This is a genomic window from Labedella gwakjiensis (assembly GCF_003014675.1).
GTDB classification, from domain to species: Bacteria; Actinomycetota; Actinomycetes; order Actinomycetales; family Microbacteriaceae; genus Labedella; species Labedella gwakjiensis.
Map to the genome: position 1 here is coordinate 2417053 of NZ_PYAU01000001.1, position 15238 is coordinate 2432290.

The following is a 15238-nucleotide window of genomic DNA, read 5'->3' on the forward strand; positions in this document are numbered from 1 at the left end:
GGTGCGGGGAGGCTCCAGTCAAGCGGGATCACCGCCGCCCGTGACGAGGATCACCCCTCCCGTCACCCACCCACTTCGGGGGATCATCCGGGTGCATGAACCTGGACGCGGTCCGTCGTCGCGGGGGTCGGACGGACGGCCCGATCAGCGGTTCCGCGCGGCGGAGGGGGCGCGGAGTCCGCGGTCGTTCCTCCCGAGGTCGATATTCGGAGCCCGCGTGACAACCGCCGGACTCCCGGGTGAGCGGGCGGATGAAGGAACCGCCCGGGAGGCCCGGCCGGCCGTCGGCGAGCCGCACCGTCCGTTCACCCGGAGCGAGGATGACGGTTGTCCGACGCGACGAAGGGACCTCCATGTCTGACGACGATCGGGACGGCGAGCGGTCTCGGCCGCTCGAGCTGCGCGAGTTCCTCCGCATCCTCCGCGTCTACTGGGCCGGGGCGACGATCGTCGTCCTCGTCGCGACGAGTGCCGCGGCACTCTGGTCGATGACCCAGCCCCGCGTATACGAATCGGCGGCGTCAGGGGTGGTTCAGGCCGTGAGCGGGAGCGACGCCGGTCTCGCCCTCGCCGCCGACAACCTCGCGAAGTCGAAGGCGCAGACCTACGTCCGACTGGCGGGGTCGGAGGCCGTCGCCGACGATGTGTCCGCGGCCCTCGCCGGCGCGTGAATCGTCGCCCGCCCCGTAAACTAGAGGTCATGACGTCACCCGAACCGGTGGATGTCGTCCTCATCGGTGGCGGCATCATGAGCGCGACGCTCGCATCCCTCATCTCCCAGCTCGAGCCCGACTGGACCATCGAGATCTTCGAGCGCCTGGGCGACGTCGCCCAGGAGAGCTCGAACCCGTGGAACAACGCGGGAACGGGCCATGCGGCCCTGTGCGAGCTCAACTACATGCCCGAGGGCAAGGACGGCACCGTCGACCCGGCGAAGGCCGTCGGCATCAACGAGCAGTTCCAGCAGAGCCGTCAGTTCTGGAGCCACCTCGTGGAGACGGGTGCCCTCTCCGACCCGTCGAGCTTCATCAACACCGTTCCGCACATGACCTTCGTCACGGGCGAGCACGACGTGCGGTACCTCAAGAACCGCTACGAGGCGCTCAAGGACCAGCCGCTCTTCGGTGGCATCGAGTTCTCGGACGACAGCCGGCGCATCGCGAAGTGGGCTCCGCTCCTCATGGAGGGTCGTCGTCAGGGAGTTCCCTTCGCGGCCACCCGCATCGAGGCGGGCACGGACGTCGACTTCGGCTCCCTCACCCGGCAGTTGTTCGCCGGGGCGATCGAGTCGGGCGCGAAGCTGCGCCTGAATCACGAGGTGAAGAGCCTCAAGAAGCTGAAGGACGGCACCTGGCGCGTCGGCTACCGTCGCGTGGTCGGTCACGCTCCCGGCCACCTCGACGCGCGGTTCGTGTTCGTGGGCGCCGGCGGCTGGGCCCTCAAGCTGCTCCAGAAGGCGGGCATCCCCGAGATCGACGGCTACGGCGTCTTCCCGATCTCCGGACAGTTCCTGCGCACAGACGATCCCAAGGTCGTCGCGAAGCACCAGGCCAAGGTGTACAGCCAGGCCGCCGTCGGTGCGCCGCCCATGTCGGTGCCCCACCTCGACACGCGCGTGGTCGACGGCAAGCCGAGCCTGCTCTTCGGCCCGTACGCCGGGTTCAGCCCCAAGTTCCTGAAGAACGGCTCGTTCCTCGACATCGTCACCCAGGTGCGCCCGAAGAACCTGTTCCCGATGCTCGCCGTCGCACGCGACAACCCGGGACTCATCAAGTACCTCGTGGGCGAGCTGCTCGCCTCGCGCAGCAAGAAGATCGCCGCGCTGCGTGCGTTCATGCCCACGGCCGACGGTTCCGACTGGCACATGATCACGGCCGGCCAGCGCGCGCAGGTCATGAAGAAGGACGCGAAGAAGGGCGGAGTGCTGCAGTTCGGCACCGAGGTCATCGCGGCGGGCGACGGCACCATCGCCGGCCTCCTCGGCGCGTCGCCGGGTGCCTCTACCGCTGTTCCGATCATGCTCGACGTCCTGAAGACGTGCTTCCCGCGCAAGGTCGACGACTGGGAGCCCGAGCTGCGGAAGATGATCCCCAGCTACGGCACGACGCTCAACGACAAGCCGGAGCTCGCCGACGAGGTCCTCACCCGCACGGCGGGCGTCCTCGGCATCGCGCGCTGAGTCGATGCCCAAGCTCTACTTCCGCTACGGGGCGATGAACTCCGGCAAGAGCACGGCGCTCCTGCAGGCGGCGTACAACTACGAGGAGCGCGGGCAGCGGGTGCTCCTCGCAAAGCCCGCCGTGGACACGAAGGGCAACCGCTCGATCGAGTCGCGCCTCGGCGTGAGCCGCGAGGTCGACTACGTGATCGAGCCGGGGGAGGACACCCTCGCGCAGTTCCAGCGGCACCGGCGCGAGTCGGTGGAGCGCGACGGCGTCGACGTGAGCTGCCTGCTCGTCGACGAGGCCCAGTTCCTCGAGAGCGCCCAGGTGGACGGCCTCCTGCGCGTCGCCCTCCTCGAGGGCGTGCCCGTGCTTGCCTACGGGATCCGGACCGACTTCCTCACGGAGGCGTTCCCGGGGTCCCGTCGCCTCCTCGAGGTCGCGCACTCGCTCGAGGAGCTCAAGACCATCTGCCGCTGCGGTCGCAAGGCGCTGTTCAACGGCCGCAAGGTGGGGGACAGGTTCGTGTTCGACGGCGACCAGGTGGCCATCGACGGCGAGGAGGTCACCTACGAGTCGCTGTGCGGCGTCTGCTACCTGGAGGAGTCCGGAGGCGTCATCGGCGCCACCTCACCCCGCTGATCGGGACTCAGCGACGGTTGGAGCGCCGTCGCAGGGCCAGTCGGAGCGTCGTGACCACGAGGGCGCCGATCGTGGCTCCCGCGGTGTTCGCGAGCACGTCGAGCGGGGTCGCGAAGCGTTCGGGGAGGAGCATCGCCTGCCCGAACTCGATGGCGAGCGACAGCGCGAGCCCGATGATCGGCACGAGCCACCATTCCCAGCGGGGCAGGAGCAGCGCGATGAGCACACCGACGGGGACGAACATCACGATGTTCGCGCCGAACTCCAGGTGGGCGTAGTCGACCCAGGCGGGTGCTCCCGCGGCGGCGAGCCGCTCGAGGATCGACCGGAGGAGGCTGTGCACTCCCCGGTCCACCGGGACCGGCCAGTAGCCGATCGTGAAGACCGCAGCCATGACGGCGGCCGCGAGGACCCGGACGACGATCCGCGCCGTCCGTGATCGTTCCGGCCCCGGGGCCGGGCCCCTGAGTGCTTCGCGCCTCGCCGAACGGTCGGGCGTCACGCGGGCTCCGGGCGGGCCGTCCGCGGGCGACCGCCCTTGAGGCGTCGGCGTCCGCCGAGGAGGCTGAGGGCGCCGCCGATGAGGGCTCCGGCCGTGTTGGCGACCAGGTCGGAGACGGTCGGGAAGCGTTCCGGCAGGAACGCCGCCTGGAGGAACTCGATGAGGAGGGTGAACGCGAGTCCGAGCACGACCGTCCACGGCCACATCCAGCGGGGGAGGCTCAGCGCGAGGAACAGGCCGAACGGCACGAACATCACGATGTTGGCGGTGAATTCGACGGCCTCGAACGTGATCGCCGTGGGCATCCCGATCGTGTACAGCCAGTCGACGATCGCGCGGGCGAGCGGTGTTCCGTTACCGTCGTCGGGGTTCGGCCACAGTGTGAGGGCGAGGATCGCGAGGGTCGTGACGGCCAGCAGGATGTTCGGGAGGCGTCGCGACATGCCCTCCATTATCGCTGTGTCTCGGAGGCCCCGATTGTCGGGTATCCTGGGTGAGGCCTTCGGGCCATCGGGGTGTGGCGCAGCTTGGTAGCGCGCCTCGTTCGGGACGAGGAGGTCGCAGGTTCAAATCCTGTCACCCCGACCATCCGGGCCCGGATCCACACGTGGATCCGGGCCTTTCTGGTTCCTGCCGATGTACCAGGACCTGTCGAACGCACCGGTTCGATGCCGCGTCCGAGAGTTCCTCGACCACGGTCACCGGACTCGCGGATCGTCACGGTACCGGTTCGAGCGGGCGTCAGGAGTTCGGTAGCTGACTGCCGATCAGGGTGAACCCGAGCAGTACCGCGGCGAAGAAGACCGCCGTCGCCATGGAGAAGGCGGGGAACCACTGCGCTCGGGTCCGGTGCCACACGAGCACCCCGGCGAACCCATCGAGGACCGGGGCTCCGACCGGCGCGATGGCGAGGATCCAGAGGACGGGGCCCGAGATCGAGAGGGGGATGCATCGGCCGGCGTCCACCCCTCGGAGAACAGAGGCCCAGTCATCGGCGGCCGACGCGATCGGCCAGAAGGCGGTGAGGGCAGAGACGATCAGGGCGATCACGGCGATCAGGACATACTCGTCGCGAGGGGTGGGAGCACTCCCCGATCTCGTGCGCCAGAGCATGACGAGAAGGACCGCGCCCACGGCGACCAACGCCGTCGAGAAAGCCGTAGCCGTCAGGGTGTCATTGCTCAGTCCCGGGCACGACACGAGGGAGTCGAGCCGCGCCAGGAGCGGTAATCCGGCTGCGGAGATCACGAGGACCGCGAGGACGCAGAGTGCTTTCCGCATGTTCATTCCGTCTACGGCAGTCGTTGCGCGATCAGTACCACGATGGAGACGCTGGTGATGGCCGGGGCGAGGAGCGCGGCTCCCCACAGAGGCAGGCTTCGGGATCGTGCCGCGAAGCGTCGAGCGACGAGTCCGAAGCTCAACGCGCCGACGTACGAGCCCATCGTGATCCACGGCAGCACGTCAAGCGCGTCGCTTGCGAGGATCTGTCGCGGTGTGTAGTCGGGCGCGCTCCCCCAACTCCACCAGGTCATCACCAGCGAAAGGATCGAGGCAACCCCCAGGAGGGCCAATCCGCACCCGGGGCCCCATGTCGGCACGATCGATCGGCCGGACCGGTCGACGAGTGCTGAACTGATCGCGAGTGCGGCCGCCGTGCCCCCGAGGATGGCGGCGGTCACGAGAGCGTGGCGGTTCATCATCCACTCGTCGCCACGGAGAATCGATTCATAGAGGGGATGGACGACGTTCATCACCACGACGATCAACGGGATGCTCACGACGGACACGATCAACGCGAGCACATGGGACAGGATCAGGAGGATGAGGCGAGGACGCACCCTCGGTGATGCAACGAAGGTCACTCTCCGCCCCCGTCAACCTCGCCGCCCCACTACCCCAAAAAGATGGCGATACGGCCCGAAATTTCGTGCTGTATCGCCATCTTTTTGGGGTGTTGTCAGCGCTCGGCGGGCACGAGGGTAAGGAGCGTGGCCTCGGGGAGGCAGGCGAACCGCACGGGGGCGTAGATCGATGTGCCGAGGCCCGCTGAGACGTGCAGGTGGGCGCTCCGGTAGGCGTGGCGCCAGACGCTCAGTCCCTTCACCTGACGGCGGGGGATGTCGCAGTTCGTCACGAGCGCTCCGAAGAACGGAACACACACCTGGCCTCCGTGGGTGTGACCGGCCAGGATGAGGTCGGCGCCGTGTGTCACGAACGACGCGAGCACGCGGCGGTAGGGCGCGTGGGCGACGCCGACCGTCACGGTGCGCTCAGCATCCGTGGCGTCCTCATCGAGGGTCTCCTCATCCTGCTGGGAGTCGATGAGGCCCGTGAGCCGGTCCAGACGGTCGCGTCCGATGTGGGGGTCGTCGACGCCGAAGAAATCGAGGCGGGTGCCCTTGATCGTGAGGGAACCGACCGCGTTGTTGAGACCGATCCAGCCGAGGCCGTCGCGGAAGAAGCGCTCGAGCCGAGCCGTGTCGAGGTCGGCGGGGGTGTCCTTCACTCCGCCCGAATGACGGATGAGGTACCGGAGCCAGTTCTTGCGGAGTGGTCCGTGGTAGTCGTTCGAGCCGTTGACGTAGACGCCCGGGATGTTCTCGTACCCCGCGAACGCGGCCTCGATCCCGTCGATGCCCTCTTCGTGACCGAGGTTGTCGCCCGTGTCGACGACGAGGTCGGGTCGCAGCTGCGCAAGCGAACGCACCCACGACTGCTTGTCCCGCTGCCAGGGGGCCATGTGCAGGTCGGAGACGTGGAGCACGCGGATCGGCTCGGCACCTGCGGGGAGCACCGGCACGGTCACTCGACGGAGGGTGAACATCTTCCGCTCGACGAGGGAGCCCCACGCGAACGCGAGTGCGCCCGCAAGCGCCGTGGCGCCCAGCACGATGCCGGGCGCCACGATGCCGCGGGGGAGGCGCGAACTCACCCGCAACCGATCGTCACGGTGTCGCCCTTGTTGGCGTCCGTGTTGCCTCCGGGTGACTGCGTGGTCACCCGTTTGTCGTCGCCCTCGCAGTTCTTATCGAACTTCGTGGCGAACCCGGCACCCTCCACCTGTTGCTTGGCTTCCTGTGGCGTTTCGCCGACGACGTCGGGGATGGTCGCACCGTTGCCGCTACTCACGTAGATCGTGATCCCCGTACCGACGTTCACGTTGGTGCCACCGGCCGGGTCGGTGCGAGCCACGAGGCCTGCACCTTCCGTCGAGGGCACCGGGTCGGGCGACACGGTGACGGAGAAGCCCTTGTCCTCGATGGTGGCCGTGGCCTCCTCGACGGACATGCCCGTCACGTTCGGAACGGAACGCGTGACGACCTTGGTGAGGTTGGGGTCAGGCGCGGGGAACGCGCCACCCGGGAGGGCCTCGTCGATTCCCGTCATGATCTGCTTCCAGATCCCGAACCGAGCAGAGTTGCCCGCGGTATTGCCGATACGGATGTTCGCGAGGTCGACCTTGCCTTCGACGTTGCCCACCCAGAGAGCGACCGCAGCGGAGGTCGATGCCCCGGCCAGCCAGGTGTGCAGACGGTTGTCCGTCGTTCCTGTCTTACCGATGAGCTGGGTGCCGTCGTAGGGATTTCCGGCCGCTCCCGTACCGCCGTTCATGACACCCTTCAGAGCGTACGCCGCGGTGTTCGCGACGTTCTCTGGGATGGCCTGCGTGCAGGTGCTCTGCGGCGGCTGGATCTCGGCACCGTCGGGACCGACGATGCGGTCGATCGCGACGGGCGTGCAGTACTTGCCCTGGGCTGCGATCGCGGCGTACGAGCCGGCGACGTCGATGGGCGCCACCTCGTTCACACCGATGATCGACGTGGGGTAGGCGACGAGCTCGTCACCGTCTGCACGCTTCATGCCGAGCGACTTGGCGACGTCGCGGATCTCGCAGAGGTCGAGCTGCTCGGCCATGGCGGCGAAGCCCGTGTTGAGGGACCGCGCGGTGGCCGACATCACGCTGAGGTTCGAACCCGGGGCATTGCCCGAGTTACGGAACTTGTAGGTGCCGCCGGACTCGGGACACGAACCGGTGAGGGTGTAGTCACGGATGGTGCCGCGCACGACCTCGTTGACGGAGTGCCCATTCATGAGCCAGTCCACGAGGGTGAAGAGCTTGTAGGTGGATCCCGACTGGAACCCACGAGACCCGCCATAGTCGTAGGTGGTGTTGTAGTTCACCGTGGTGAAGTTCGGACCGGTCTGCGTATTGCTGTAGTCCTTCGACTGCGCCATCGCGAGCACACGGCCGGTGCCCGGCTCGATGGTCGTGGCGGCCGCGCCGATGTCGCCGACGGTGGACGTCTTCGGCACGGTGTTGTGGATGGCCTGCTCACTCGAGAGCTGCGCCTTCATGTTGAGCGTGGTGTAGATGTCCAGGCCGCCGCGCTTGAGGAGATTGAGGCGGTCGGTGGGGTTCTCACCGAACTCCGGGCTGTTCCGGATCACGTTGATGACGTAGTCGCAGAAGTACGCGCTGCCGCCGGCCGTCTCGCAGCCGGTCTGCAGCGGCTTGATGTTCGGCTCGACCGGAGCCTTCGAGGCCTCGTCGTACTGCTCCTGCGTGATCTTGCCGTAGGCGAGCATCGCCTGCAGCGTCACGTTGCGAGCCTTGAGAGTCTTCTCGTAGCCGTTGGCCGCGCCGTTCGTCTCGCTGTCCGGCTTGTCGATGCGGAGCGAGTTCGGGTTGGTCACCATCGAGACGATCGTGGCGGCCTGCACGAGGCTGGCGTCTTTCGCGGAGACACCGAAGTAGTACTGCGACGCGGACTCCACGCCGTAGGTCACGCCGCCGAAGTGCGCGATGTTGAGGTAGCCGCGCAGGATCTCGTCCTTCGAGTACTTCTTCTCGAGGCCGATCGCGTAGCGCATCTCCTTGAGCTTGCGGGCCATGCCCTCGGAGCCGTTCGAGGTGGTGTACGCCGTGGCGCACTCCTCGCCCTCCTCCAGCGTCTCGGAGTCGCTCACGCAACGCTGGATGAGGGTGTTCTTCACGTACTGCTGGGTGATCGACGATCCACCCTGCACGTTCTGGCCGAGCGCGTTCGACACGACGGCTCGCGTGGTGCCGATGACATCGACCCCGCCGTGCTCGTAGAAGCGGTTGTCCTCCTTGGCGACGGCCGCGTCCTTGAAGTACTGCGAGATGTCGTCCCACTGCACCTCCTGGCGGTTCTGGTCGTAGAACTGCGCCAGCTGGACGGGCGTGGTGCCGTCGCTGTCGTACGCATAGATCGTCGACTTCTCCATGAGAGGCGTGATCTCGAGGAAGTCGGGGAGGGAGTTGAACACCTTGATGGTGTTGTTCGCTCCCATGCCGGAGAGGGCGAGGGCCGGAGTGACGGCGGCGGTGACGAGGACACCGGCAGCGACGCTGAGGCCGACGAAGCCGAGGAGGCCCCCGAACACACCTCTAGCCGTACGTTTTTGATGAGGCATAGGATCGATCGTAAGCGACGATTCTGGAAATGCGCCCTATCACGCGCCCACTCGTGCGCGCGGTAACGGCACGCGAACGGGGGTGTCGCGCCTCACGAATCCCTCATCTTCCCCACTTCGAAGGAGCCTCCATGACGCGCTGGGAGTACATCACCACGCCGCTTCTCATCCACAACACCACCGCCATCCTCAACAACTGGGGGAGCGACGGGTGGGAGCTCGTGCAGATCGTCACCGGCCCGGAGGGCGGCCTCGTCGCCTACCTCAAGCGCGAGATCGGCGCCGCCTGATGGGCGCTGTCACGGATCGCCTCGCTGAGCTCGGCGTGGTCCTGCCCGATGTCGTCCCCCCACTCGCCGCCTACGTCCCGGCGGTCGTGAGCGGCAACCTCGTCTACACCTCGGGACAGCTGCCGATGACGGCGGGGGCTCTGCCGGCGACGGGCAAGGTCGGTGAGGGCGACGGACTCGTCTCGCCCGAGGATGCGAAGACCTACGCCCGCACGTGCGCGCTCAACGCCCTGGCGGCGGCGCAGTCGGTCATCGGCTCGCTCGACCGTGTGACGGCCGTCGTGAAGGTCACGGGCTTCGTCGCCTCGGATCAGGCATTCACGGCGCAGGCCGGCGTGATCAACGGTGCGAGCGAGTTCCTCGGCGAGGTCTTCGGCGACGCCGGTATCCACGCCCGTTCGGCGGTGGGTGTCGCGGTGCTTCCGCTCGACTCGCCCGTCGAGGTGGAGATGATCTTCGCGTTCGCCTGACCCCGTGATCGGTCCGACCACGCGATCGACACGTCATCACATACAGCTTTTGAGCGTGATTGCACCGATATACCGGTGCGATCACGCTCAAAAGCTGTATGTGGGTGGTGTCAGCGCACCTTGTCGCCGATGATCCGCATCACCTGCGTGTCGGCGAGGGTCGTGGTGTCACCGATCTCGCGGCCCTCGGCGAGGTCGCGCAGGAGGCGCCGCATGATCTTGCCCGAGCGGGTCTTGGGAAGCTCGGCGACCACGTAGATGTCACGCGGACGGGCGATCGGGCCGATCTGCTTCGCCACGTGCGACCGCAGCTCGGCCGCGATGTCGGTCGCCTCGGCCGTCGCCAGCTGACTCTGCTTGATGATGACGAACGCGACCACGGCCTGACCCGTCGTCTCGTCCGATGCGCCGACCACCGCGGCCTCGGCCGTGAAATGGTGGGCGACGAGCGCCGACTCGATCTCCGCTGTCGACAGCCGGTGCCCTGAGACGTTCATGACGTCGTCGACGCGTCCGAGGAGCCACACGTCTCCGTCCTCGTCGAGTCGCGCGCCGTCGCCCGCGAAGTACCGGTCGCCGAACTTCTCCCAGTAGGTCTCGCGATAGCGGTCGGGGTCTCCCCAGATTCCCCGCAGCATCGACGGCCACGGTTCGGACACCACGAGGAGTCCGTCGCCGTGCCCCACGGGGGTGCCAGCGTCGTCGACGACGTCGATCGTGATTCCCGGGATCGGCACTTGCGCGCTTCCCGGTTTCGCGTCGGTGACTCCCGGCAGGGCGGAGATCATGATCGCGCCCGTCTCGGTCTGCCACCACGTGTCGACGATGGGGGTGCGGTCGGCGCCGATGACGTGCCGGTACCAGAGCCACGCCTCGGGGTTGATCGGCTCGCCCACCGAGCCGAGGAGGCGGAGGCTCGAGAGGTCGAACGCCTCGGGGATCTGACGGCCGAGCTTCATGAAGGAGCGGATGGCCGTAGGTGCGGTGTACAGGATCGTGACCTTGTACTTCTCCACGATCTCCCACCAGCGGCCGGCGTGCGGCGCGTCGGGGGTGCCCTCGTACAGCACCTGCGTCGCGCCGTTGGCGAGCGGACCGTAGGTGACGTAGCTGTGGCCCGTGATCCAGCCGACGTCGGCGGTGCACCAGTAGACGTCCGACTCCGGCCGGAGGTCGAACACGTTCCGGTGGGTGAAGGCCACCTGGGTGAGGTATCCGCCGGACGTGTGCAGGATGCCCTTCGGCTTCCCTGTCGTGCCCGAGGTGTAGAGGATGAAGAGGGGGTTCTCGGCGGGGAACGCCCGGGCCTCGTGCTCGGGCGATGCGTCCGCCATGGCCTCGTGCCACCAGACGTCGCGGTCGTTCCAGTCCACCTCGTTCTCACCACGCCGCACGACCAGGACGTTCGTGACCGTGTCCTGCGCCGGAAGGCCGCCACGCGGCTCGAGGGATGCGTCGACCGCTGGCTTGAGGGGCGACACCTTGCCCTTCCGCCAGCCGCCGTCGGCCGTGATGACGAGCTTGGCCCCGGCGTCGTCGATGCGCGCGCGCAGGCTGTCGGCGCTGAAGCCGCCGAAGACCACGGAGTGGGCCGCTCCGATGCGCGCCACCGCGAGCATGGAGACGACGGCCTCGGGGATCATCGGGAGATAGATCGCGACGCGATCGCCGGCGGTCACGCCGAGACTCTCGAGGACGTTGGCCGCCTTCTTCACCTCGGCCGTGAGCTCCGCGTAGGTGATGGCGCGGGAGTCGCCCGGCTCGCCCTCCCAGTAGAGGGCGATGCGGTCGCCGTTCCCCTCCTCGACGTGCCGGTCGAGGCAGTTGTAGGCGACGTTCAGCTCTCCGTCGTCGAACCAGCGGGCGAACGGGGGATCCGACCAGTCGAGTGTCTGGGTGAACGGCTTGTGCCAGTGCAGCAGGTTCCGCGCCTGGTCGGCCCAGAAACCCTCGCGGTCCTCGGCCGCCGCCTCATAGAGCTCGGGGCGGGCGACGGCCGCCTCCCGGAACTCCGGCGACGGGGGGAAGACCTGCTTGTCGGGCTGCGTCTGATCGACCTGTGACTCCATGGATCGCTCGCTCCTTCGCGTGCTCTACTCGTTCACCGGGCGGCGGCTGGCCGCGGCGGCGTGGAAGATTCTTCGACCCTAGCGCTCGCTCAGATGCCCGGATACCCGCCGAAAGATGGGGGATCCGTAACCGGATGTGGACGCTCCGATATCAATTCCACCGATTCCCGTTGACCGTTGGTGAAAAGGCAAAACGAGGCGTAAGATTGGATTCGGCCGAATGCAAATTCTGGCGTGCAACGCGCGTGATTCCCCCGATCCAGCGTTGTGTGTGGCGGCATCCATTCCCCCCAATGGGTGCCGCCCCTTTTTTTGCCCGCGAGCGGCAGAAGCAGACGGGTGTGCGTCGTCCACGGAAGGCAGATGACGCGACTGTCCCGAGATCTCCCCTCGCATCGTCGAAGCGCATGTGCGCTCACGTAGCGTCCGCGCATGATCGATCGCTTCGTCGCCGTCCCCTCGTTCGCCTCACGTGGTGCCCCGTTCGACGCCCCGCCGCCACCGCAGTCCGCCGCGCGGCCCTCAGTGGAGAGGCTCGCGCTCGCAGCGGAGTTCGGCCCGCTGGCCCGCCTGGTCGCTGCTCCGGAGGTGACGGACGTGTTCGTCAACGGCGGGGAGCAGGTGTGGGTCGACCGGGGCGATGGGCTCGAGCGGGCGGACATCGGCCCGTTGACGGCTGCGGAGTCCCGAGATCTCGCCGTGCGACTCGTCGCGCTCGGCGGGCGCCACGTCGACGAGGCCACGCCGTGCATCGACGTGCGACTCGACGGCGGTGTTCGGGTGCACGCGGTCCTCGCGCCCGTGGCTCCGTCAGGGGCCCTGCTCTCCATCCGTCTACCGCAGGATCGACGCCTCGATCTCGACACGCTCGCGGCCGCCGGGATGTTCGATCGCGATCCGGCGAAGCTCGACCGGCTCGTGCGCGCCGTCGGCGCGCGGACGAACCTCCTGATCTCCGGCGCGGGCGGCAGCGGCAAGACCACGCTCCTCGCGGCGCTTCTCGGGGCGGCGGCACCGGACGAGCGGATCGTCACGATCGAAGACGTCGCCGAGTTGCGCATCGACCATCCGCACGTCGTGGGTCTGCAGACGCGGCAGGCCAACGTCGAAGGAGCCGGCGACCTCGGGCTCGACCGTCTGTTGCGGGAGTCGCTCCGTATGCGTCCAGACCGGCTCGTGCTCGGCGAGTGCCGAGGCGCCGAGGTTCGCGAGATGCTCGCGGCGCTCAACACGGGCCACGACGGCGGTGCCGGCACGCTCCATGCGAACTCCCTCGACGACGTCCCCGCCCGCCTCGAAGCCCTCGGTGCGCTCGCAGGTATGAGTACGGCGGCCCTCGCGCGTCAGGCCGTGAGCGGCATCGGTCTCGTCCTCCATGTGGAGAGGGAGGGTGGTGTGCGGCGGGTCGCGGCGGTGGGTCGGCTCGCGCTCGCCGATGACGCTCGACTCGTGGTGAGGCGAGAGTCGTGGTGAGGCGAAGACCGTCGCTCGACGAGGAGGCCGCGGTCGTGAGCGAACGTCTCGCGGTGCTCCTCGCGGCGGGCGTGTCACCGAGCACCGTGTGGGGCTATCTCGACGAGACCGACGGGCGCTCAGTTGGTGAACGATCGTCGATCCCCGACCGGCTTCGGGACATCGACCGGGCCGCTCGTCGCGGAGACGACGTGGTGGCGGCGATCCTCGCAGGGGCGTCGACGAGCGACCAGGACGACGCCTGGCGCGGCGTCGCCGCGGCCTGGGCCGTCTCGACGGAGGCCGGCTCACCCGTTGCGCCGGCGTTCCGCGCCTTCGCCGGGGTTCTGCGCGGGATCGAGCGATCGCGCCGGGATGTCGAGGTCGCTCTGGCCGGTCCGGTTGTGAGCTCCCGCATCGTGTTCGCCCTGCCAGTGGTCGCCGTCGGACTCGGGATCGCGCTCGGGTTCGACGTGCTCGGTGTCCTCTTCGGGACGGTGGCCGGGATGGTCTGTCTCGTCGTCGGCGTAACGCTCGCCGCCCTGGCCGTCTTCTGGGTGCGCCACCTCACAGCACGGGCCCGCCGCGCCGACTCGACGCCCGGTCTGCGTGCCGAGCTCGTGGCGATCGCGATGTCCGGCGGCACATCGGCCGCACGGGCAGTCGATCTCGTCGAGCGCACGCTGGTCCGCGTGGGCCTCTCTGAAGAGGCGGGAGGGGGAGCAGGGTCCATCGAGCGGATCCTCACGCTCTCCCGTCGCGCGGGGGTCCCCGCCGCCGAGCTCCTGCGCAGCGAGGCGGAGTCCGAACGACTCAGGGCGGCGACCGACGGCGCGGCGCGGGCCGCCCGCCTCGGCTCGCTGCTGCTCGTGCCGCTCGGGGTGTGCGTGCTGCCGTCGTTCCTCGTGCTCGGCGTGGTGCCGATGGTGCTGAGCCTCCTGTCGTCCACCGGCCTGTCGTGGTGAGGGTTGTCCCCCGATCCGCCGTCTCACGAATCGTCGTCGATCGTGGACGGCTTGACTGGCCGTCCACCCGATCCCGACGGAAGGACCGACATGACCATTCCCACCATCCAGCCCCTCGACCACGTGAGACGCGGCCTTCGACGCCTCGCGGACGAGGACGGCGCGGCCACGGCCGAGTACGCGATCACCACCATGGCCGCTGTCGCCTTCGCCGGCGTTCTGGTCGCGATCATGCGATCGGGGGAGGTGCGGGGCATCCTCACCGACCTCGTCCGTCGCGCGCTCTCGTTCGACGGATGACGATGCACAACGAACGCGGCAGCATCACGGCTGAGTTCGCCGTGGTGCTGCCGGCCGTGCTGCTCGTGCTCGTCCTCTGCGTGGGGAGCGCCTCGGTCGCGGTGCAGCGGATCGCCGTCCAATCGGCGGCAGCGGCTGCGGCGCGTGCCGTCGCTCGTGGCGAGGCCGGCGGATCCGCCGAGGGCGCGGTCTCGCGAGCGGGCGGTGGCAGCGTCAGCATCCGGCGGGACGGCGACTTCGTGTGCGCGACCGTCACATCGGAGGTCGCCTTCGCAGCCGCGCGCACGGTGGGCATTCGCGTGAGCGGCAGCTCGTGCGCGCTCTCCGGCGAGGTCGCGGAGTGAGCCGCGGATCGGCCTCCGTGCTCGCAGTCGGCCTCGTCGGAGTGTCGGGCCTGCTGGTCGCCGCCACCGGTGCCGTCGGGTACGCCGTCGCGACACGCGTCGCGCTCGATGCGGCGGCCGACGCCGCGGCCCTCGCGGCCGCCGATGCGCTGGCCGGCTTCGTCGCGGACGAGCCGTGCGCCGTGGCGCGGCGCGCGGCATCGCTCAACGGGGCGCGACTCGCGGAGTGCGACACAGACGGAGCGATCGTCGACGTCGTCGTCGACACCGCCGTGATGGGCTTTCACGTGTCGTCGCGTGCTCGTGCCGGACCGGCGGACGGGTGACGCGGCAAATCGGATCGGGCAGCGCCCGATCAGCCGAACGACGCCTCTCTGTAGCGGTATGCGACCGCGCTCGGGCGATCCGAGCCCTCCCGATCGAACTCCATGTCGGAAGTGCGTGCATATATATAGGTCTTGTTCCCGCCAGCGGGAATTCCGATGCTCGGTTTCGGTTCACCTGAGTCGAGGAAGTCGATCGAGATCGTCTTCCCCTCGAGAGGTCCATCCGCGAGCTTCGCCGTGTAGTGGGTGTCGACTGATGTACTCATGCGAACCA

At 68.4% G+C, this 15238-nt stretch carries 18 protein-coding genes and 1 tRNA gene; 11 read left to right on the forward strand and 8 right to left on the reverse strand.

All coding sequences use genetic code 11. The features are described 5' to 3' along the window. Positions 1 to 353: 353 nt before the first annotated feature. The 3 genes from CLV49_RS11405 to CLV49_RS11415 are packed head-to-tail and all read left to right on the forward strand — an operon-like array spanning position 354 to position 2804. Positions 354 to 671 carry a YveK family protein gene (locus CLV49_RS11405; RefSeq protein WP_106563654.1) on the forward strand — a complete coding sequence of 106 codons (318 nt, stop codon included), beginning with the start codon at positions 354 to 356 and terminating at the stop codon, positions 669 to 671. A 29-nt stretch (positions 672 to 700) separates the two neighbouring features. Next, positions 701 to 2179 (forward strand): malate:quinone oxidoreductase, encoded by a 1479-nt coding sequence (locus CLV49_RS11410; protein ID WP_106563655.1) that lies wholly within the window; start codon positions 701 to 703, stop codon positions 2177 to 2179. 4 nt (positions 2180 to 2183) lie between these two features. Continuing rightward, positions 2184 to 2804: a thymidine kinase gene (locus tag CLV49_RS11415; protein WP_106563656.1), complete on the forward strand. Its 621-nt coding sequence runs from the start codon at positions 2184 to 2186 to the stop codon at positions 2802 to 2804. 7 nt (positions 2805 to 2811) lie between these two features. Here the strand turns inward: CLV49_RS11415 and CLV49_RS11420 are convergent, their stop codons facing one another. Next, positions 2812 to 3198 (reverse strand): VanZ family protein, encoded by a 387-nt coding sequence (locus CLV49_RS11420; RefSeq protein ID WP_146145360.1) that lies wholly within the window; start codon positions 3196 to 3198, stop codon positions 2812 to 2814. Between the two features lie 104 nt (positions 3199 to 3302). Beyond that, entirely contained in the window at positions 3303 to 3749 is a 447-nt protein-coding gene (locus tag CLV49_RS11425) for a VanZ family protein (RefSeq protein ID WP_158261962.1), read from the reverse strand. 68 nt (positions 3750 to 3817) lie between these two features. Between CLV49_RS11425 and CLV49_RS11430 the strand changes: the two genes are divergently transcribed. Beyond that, positions 3818 to 3894, forward strand: a tRNA-Pro gene (locus tag CLV49_RS11430). A gap of 153 nt (positions 3895 to 4047) precedes the next feature. Here the strand turns inward: CLV49_RS11430 and CLV49_RS11435 are convergent. The 4 genes from CLV49_RS11435 to CLV49_RS11450 form a co-directional block, all read right to left on the reverse strand. Further along, positions 4048 to 4587, reverse strand: a complete 540-nt coding sequence (locus CLV49_RS11435) for a hypothetical protein (protein ID WP_127054303.1) — start codon at positions 4585 to 4587, stop codon at positions 4048 to 4050. 11 nt (positions 4588 to 4598) lie between these two features. Then, entirely contained in the window at positions 4599 to 5147 is a 549-nt protein-coding gene (locus CLV49_RS11440; protein ID WP_106563660.1) for a hypothetical protein, read from the reverse strand. 119 nt (positions 5148 to 5266) lie between these two features. Beyond that, positions 5267 to 6241: a metallophosphoesterase gene (locus CLV49_RS11445; RefSeq protein WP_243696601.1), complete on the reverse strand. Its 975-nt coding sequence runs from the start codon at positions 6239 to 6241 to the stop codon at positions 5267 to 5269. Further along, entirely contained in the window at positions 6238 to 8718 is a 2481-nt protein-coding gene (locus CLV49_RS11450; protein WP_158261963.1) for a transglycosylase domain-containing protein, read from the reverse strand. Before CLV49_RS11450 ends, CLV49_RS11445 begins: the two co-directional genes overlap by 4 nt. Before the next feature lie 161 nt (positions 8719 to 8879). On the opposite strand from CLV49_RS11450, the gene sp36 reads away from it, so the two are divergent. Together sp36 and CLV49_RS11455 are read left to right on the forward strand one after the other, a co-directional pair. Next, positions 8880 to 9038 (forward strand): Sp36 family protein, encoded by a 159-nt coding sequence (gene sp36, locus CLV49_RS18190; protein WP_127054301.1) that lies wholly within the window; start codon positions 8880 to 8882, stop codon positions 9036 to 9038. Continuing rightward, positions 9038 to 9508, forward strand: a complete 471-nt coding sequence (locus CLV49_RS11455) for a RidA family protein (RefSeq protein ID WP_106563662.1) — start codon at positions 9038 to 9040, stop codon at positions 9506 to 9508. The genes sp36 and CLV49_RS11455 overlap by 1 nt, the downstream gene beginning before the upstream one ends. Before the next feature lie 110 nt (positions 9509 to 9618). On the opposite strand, the gene acs is transcribed toward CLV49_RS11455, so the two are convergent. Then, complete coding sequence (gene acs / locus CLV49_RS11460; protein WP_106563663.1) at positions 9619 to 11577, reverse strand: acetate--CoA ligase; 1959 nt, start codon at positions 11575 to 11577, stop codon at positions 9619 to 9621. A gap of 432 nt (positions 11578 to 12009) precedes the next feature. Between acs and CLV49_RS11465 the strand changes: the two genes are divergently transcribed. The 5 genes from CLV49_RS11465 (at position 12010) to CLV49_RS11485 (ending at position 14964) form a co-directional block, all read left to right on the forward strand. Continuing rightward, a complete protein-coding gene (locus CLV49_RS11465) occupies positions 12010 to 13050 on the forward strand; it encodes a TadA family conjugal transfer-associated ATPase (protein ID WP_106563664.1) in 1041 nt (346 codons plus the stop codon). 35 nt (positions 13051 to 13085) lie between these two features. After that, positions 13086 to 13994 carry a type II secretion system F family protein gene (locus CLV49_RS11470; RefSeq protein ID WP_158261964.1) on the forward strand — a complete coding sequence of 303 codons (909 nt, stop codon included), beginning with the start codon at positions 13086 to 13088 and terminating at the stop codon, positions 13992 to 13994. Between the two features lie 90 nt (positions 13995 to 14084). Beyond that, positions 14085 to 14294 (forward strand): DUF4244 domain-containing protein, encoded by a 210-nt coding sequence (locus CLV49_RS11475; RefSeq protein ID WP_106563666.1) that lies wholly within the window; start codon positions 14085 to 14087, stop codon positions 14292 to 14294. Continuing rightward, the gene (locus CLV49_RS11480) at positions 14291 to 14638 is read left to right on the forward strand and encodes a TadE family type IV pilus minor pilin (RefSeq protein ID WP_106563667.1); all 348 of its coding nucleotides are present in this window, start codon (positions 14291 to 14293) and stop codon (positions 14636 to 14638) included. The genes CLV49_RS11475 and CLV49_RS11480 overlap by 4 nt, the downstream gene beginning before the upstream one ends. Next, on the forward strand, positions 14635 to 14964 hold the full coding sequence (locus CLV49_RS11485; protein ID WP_279432399.1) for an Rv3654c family TadE-like protein: 330 nt from the start codon (positions 14635 to 14637) through the stop codon (positions 14962 to 14964). The genes CLV49_RS11480 and CLV49_RS11485 overlap by 4 nt, the downstream gene beginning before the upstream one ends. A gap of 29 nt (positions 14965 to 14993) precedes the next feature. Here CLV49_RS11485 and CLV49_RS11490 read toward each other — a convergent pair whose 3' ends face one another. Then, positions 14994 to 15230, reverse strand: coding sequence for a hypothetical protein (locus tag CLV49_RS11490; RefSeq protein ID WP_106565046.1), 237 nt, complete (start codon positions 15228 to 15230; stop codon positions 14994 to 14996). Positions 15231 to 15238: the final 8 nt, after the last annotated feature.

What these genes read in the sequence shown, in the direction of transcription:
- CLV49_RS11405 (WP_106563654.1), top strand. Translation starts at nt 354, where the DNA reads ATGTCTGACGACGATCGGGACGGCGAGCGGTCTCGGCCGCTCGAGCTG.
- CLV49_RS11410 (WP_106563655.1), top strand. Translation starts at nt 701, where the DNA reads ATGACGTCACCCGAACCGGTGGATGTCGTCCTCATCGGTGGCGGCATC.
- CLV49_RS11415 (WP_106563656.1), top strand. Translation starts at nt 2,184, where the DNA reads ATGCCCAAGCTCTACTTCCGCTACGGGGCGATGAACTCCGGCAAGAGC.
- CLV49_RS11420 (WP_146145360.1), bottom strand. Translation starts at nt 3,198, where the DNA reads ATGGCTGCGGTCTTCACGATCGGCTACTGGCCGGTCCCGGTGGACCGG.
- CLV49_RS11425 (WP_158261962.1), bottom strand. Translation starts at nt 3,749, where the DNA reads ATGTCGCGACGCCTCCCGAACATCCTGCTGGCCGTCACGACCCTCGCG.
- CLV49_RS11435 (WP_127054303.1), bottom strand. Translation starts at nt 4,587, where the DNA reads ATGCGGAAAGCACTCTGCGTCCTCGCGGTCCTCGTGATCTCCGCAGCC.
- sp36 (WP_127054301.1), top strand. Translation starts at nt 8,880, where the DNA reads ATGACGCGCTGGGAGTACATCACCACGCCGCTTCTCATCCACAACACC.
- CLV49_RS11455 (WP_106563662.1), top strand. Translation starts at nt 9,038, where the DNA reads ATGGGCGCTGTCACGGATCGCCTCGCTGAGCTCGGCGTGGTCCTGCCC.
- acs (WP_106563663.1), bottom strand. Translation starts at nt 11,577, where the DNA reads ATGGAGTCACAGGTCGATCAGACGCAGCCCGACAAGCAGGTCTTCCCC.
- CLV49_RS11465 (WP_106563664.1), top strand. Translation starts at nt 12,010, where the DNA reads ATGATCGATCGCTTCGTCGCCGTCCCCTCGTTCGCCTCACGTGGTGCC.
- CLV49_RS11475 (WP_106563666.1), top strand. Translation starts at nt 14,085, where the DNA reads ATGACCATTCCCACCATCCAGCCCCTCGACCACGTGAGACGCGGCCTT.
- CLV49_RS11480 (WP_106563667.1), top strand. Translation starts at nt 14,291, where the DNA reads ATGACGATGCACAACGAACGCGGCAGCATCACGGCTGAGTTCGCCGTG.
- CLV49_RS11490 (WP_106565046.1), bottom strand. Translation starts at nt 15,230, where the DNA reads ATGAGTACATCAGTCGACACCCACTACACGGCGAAGCTCGCGGATGGA.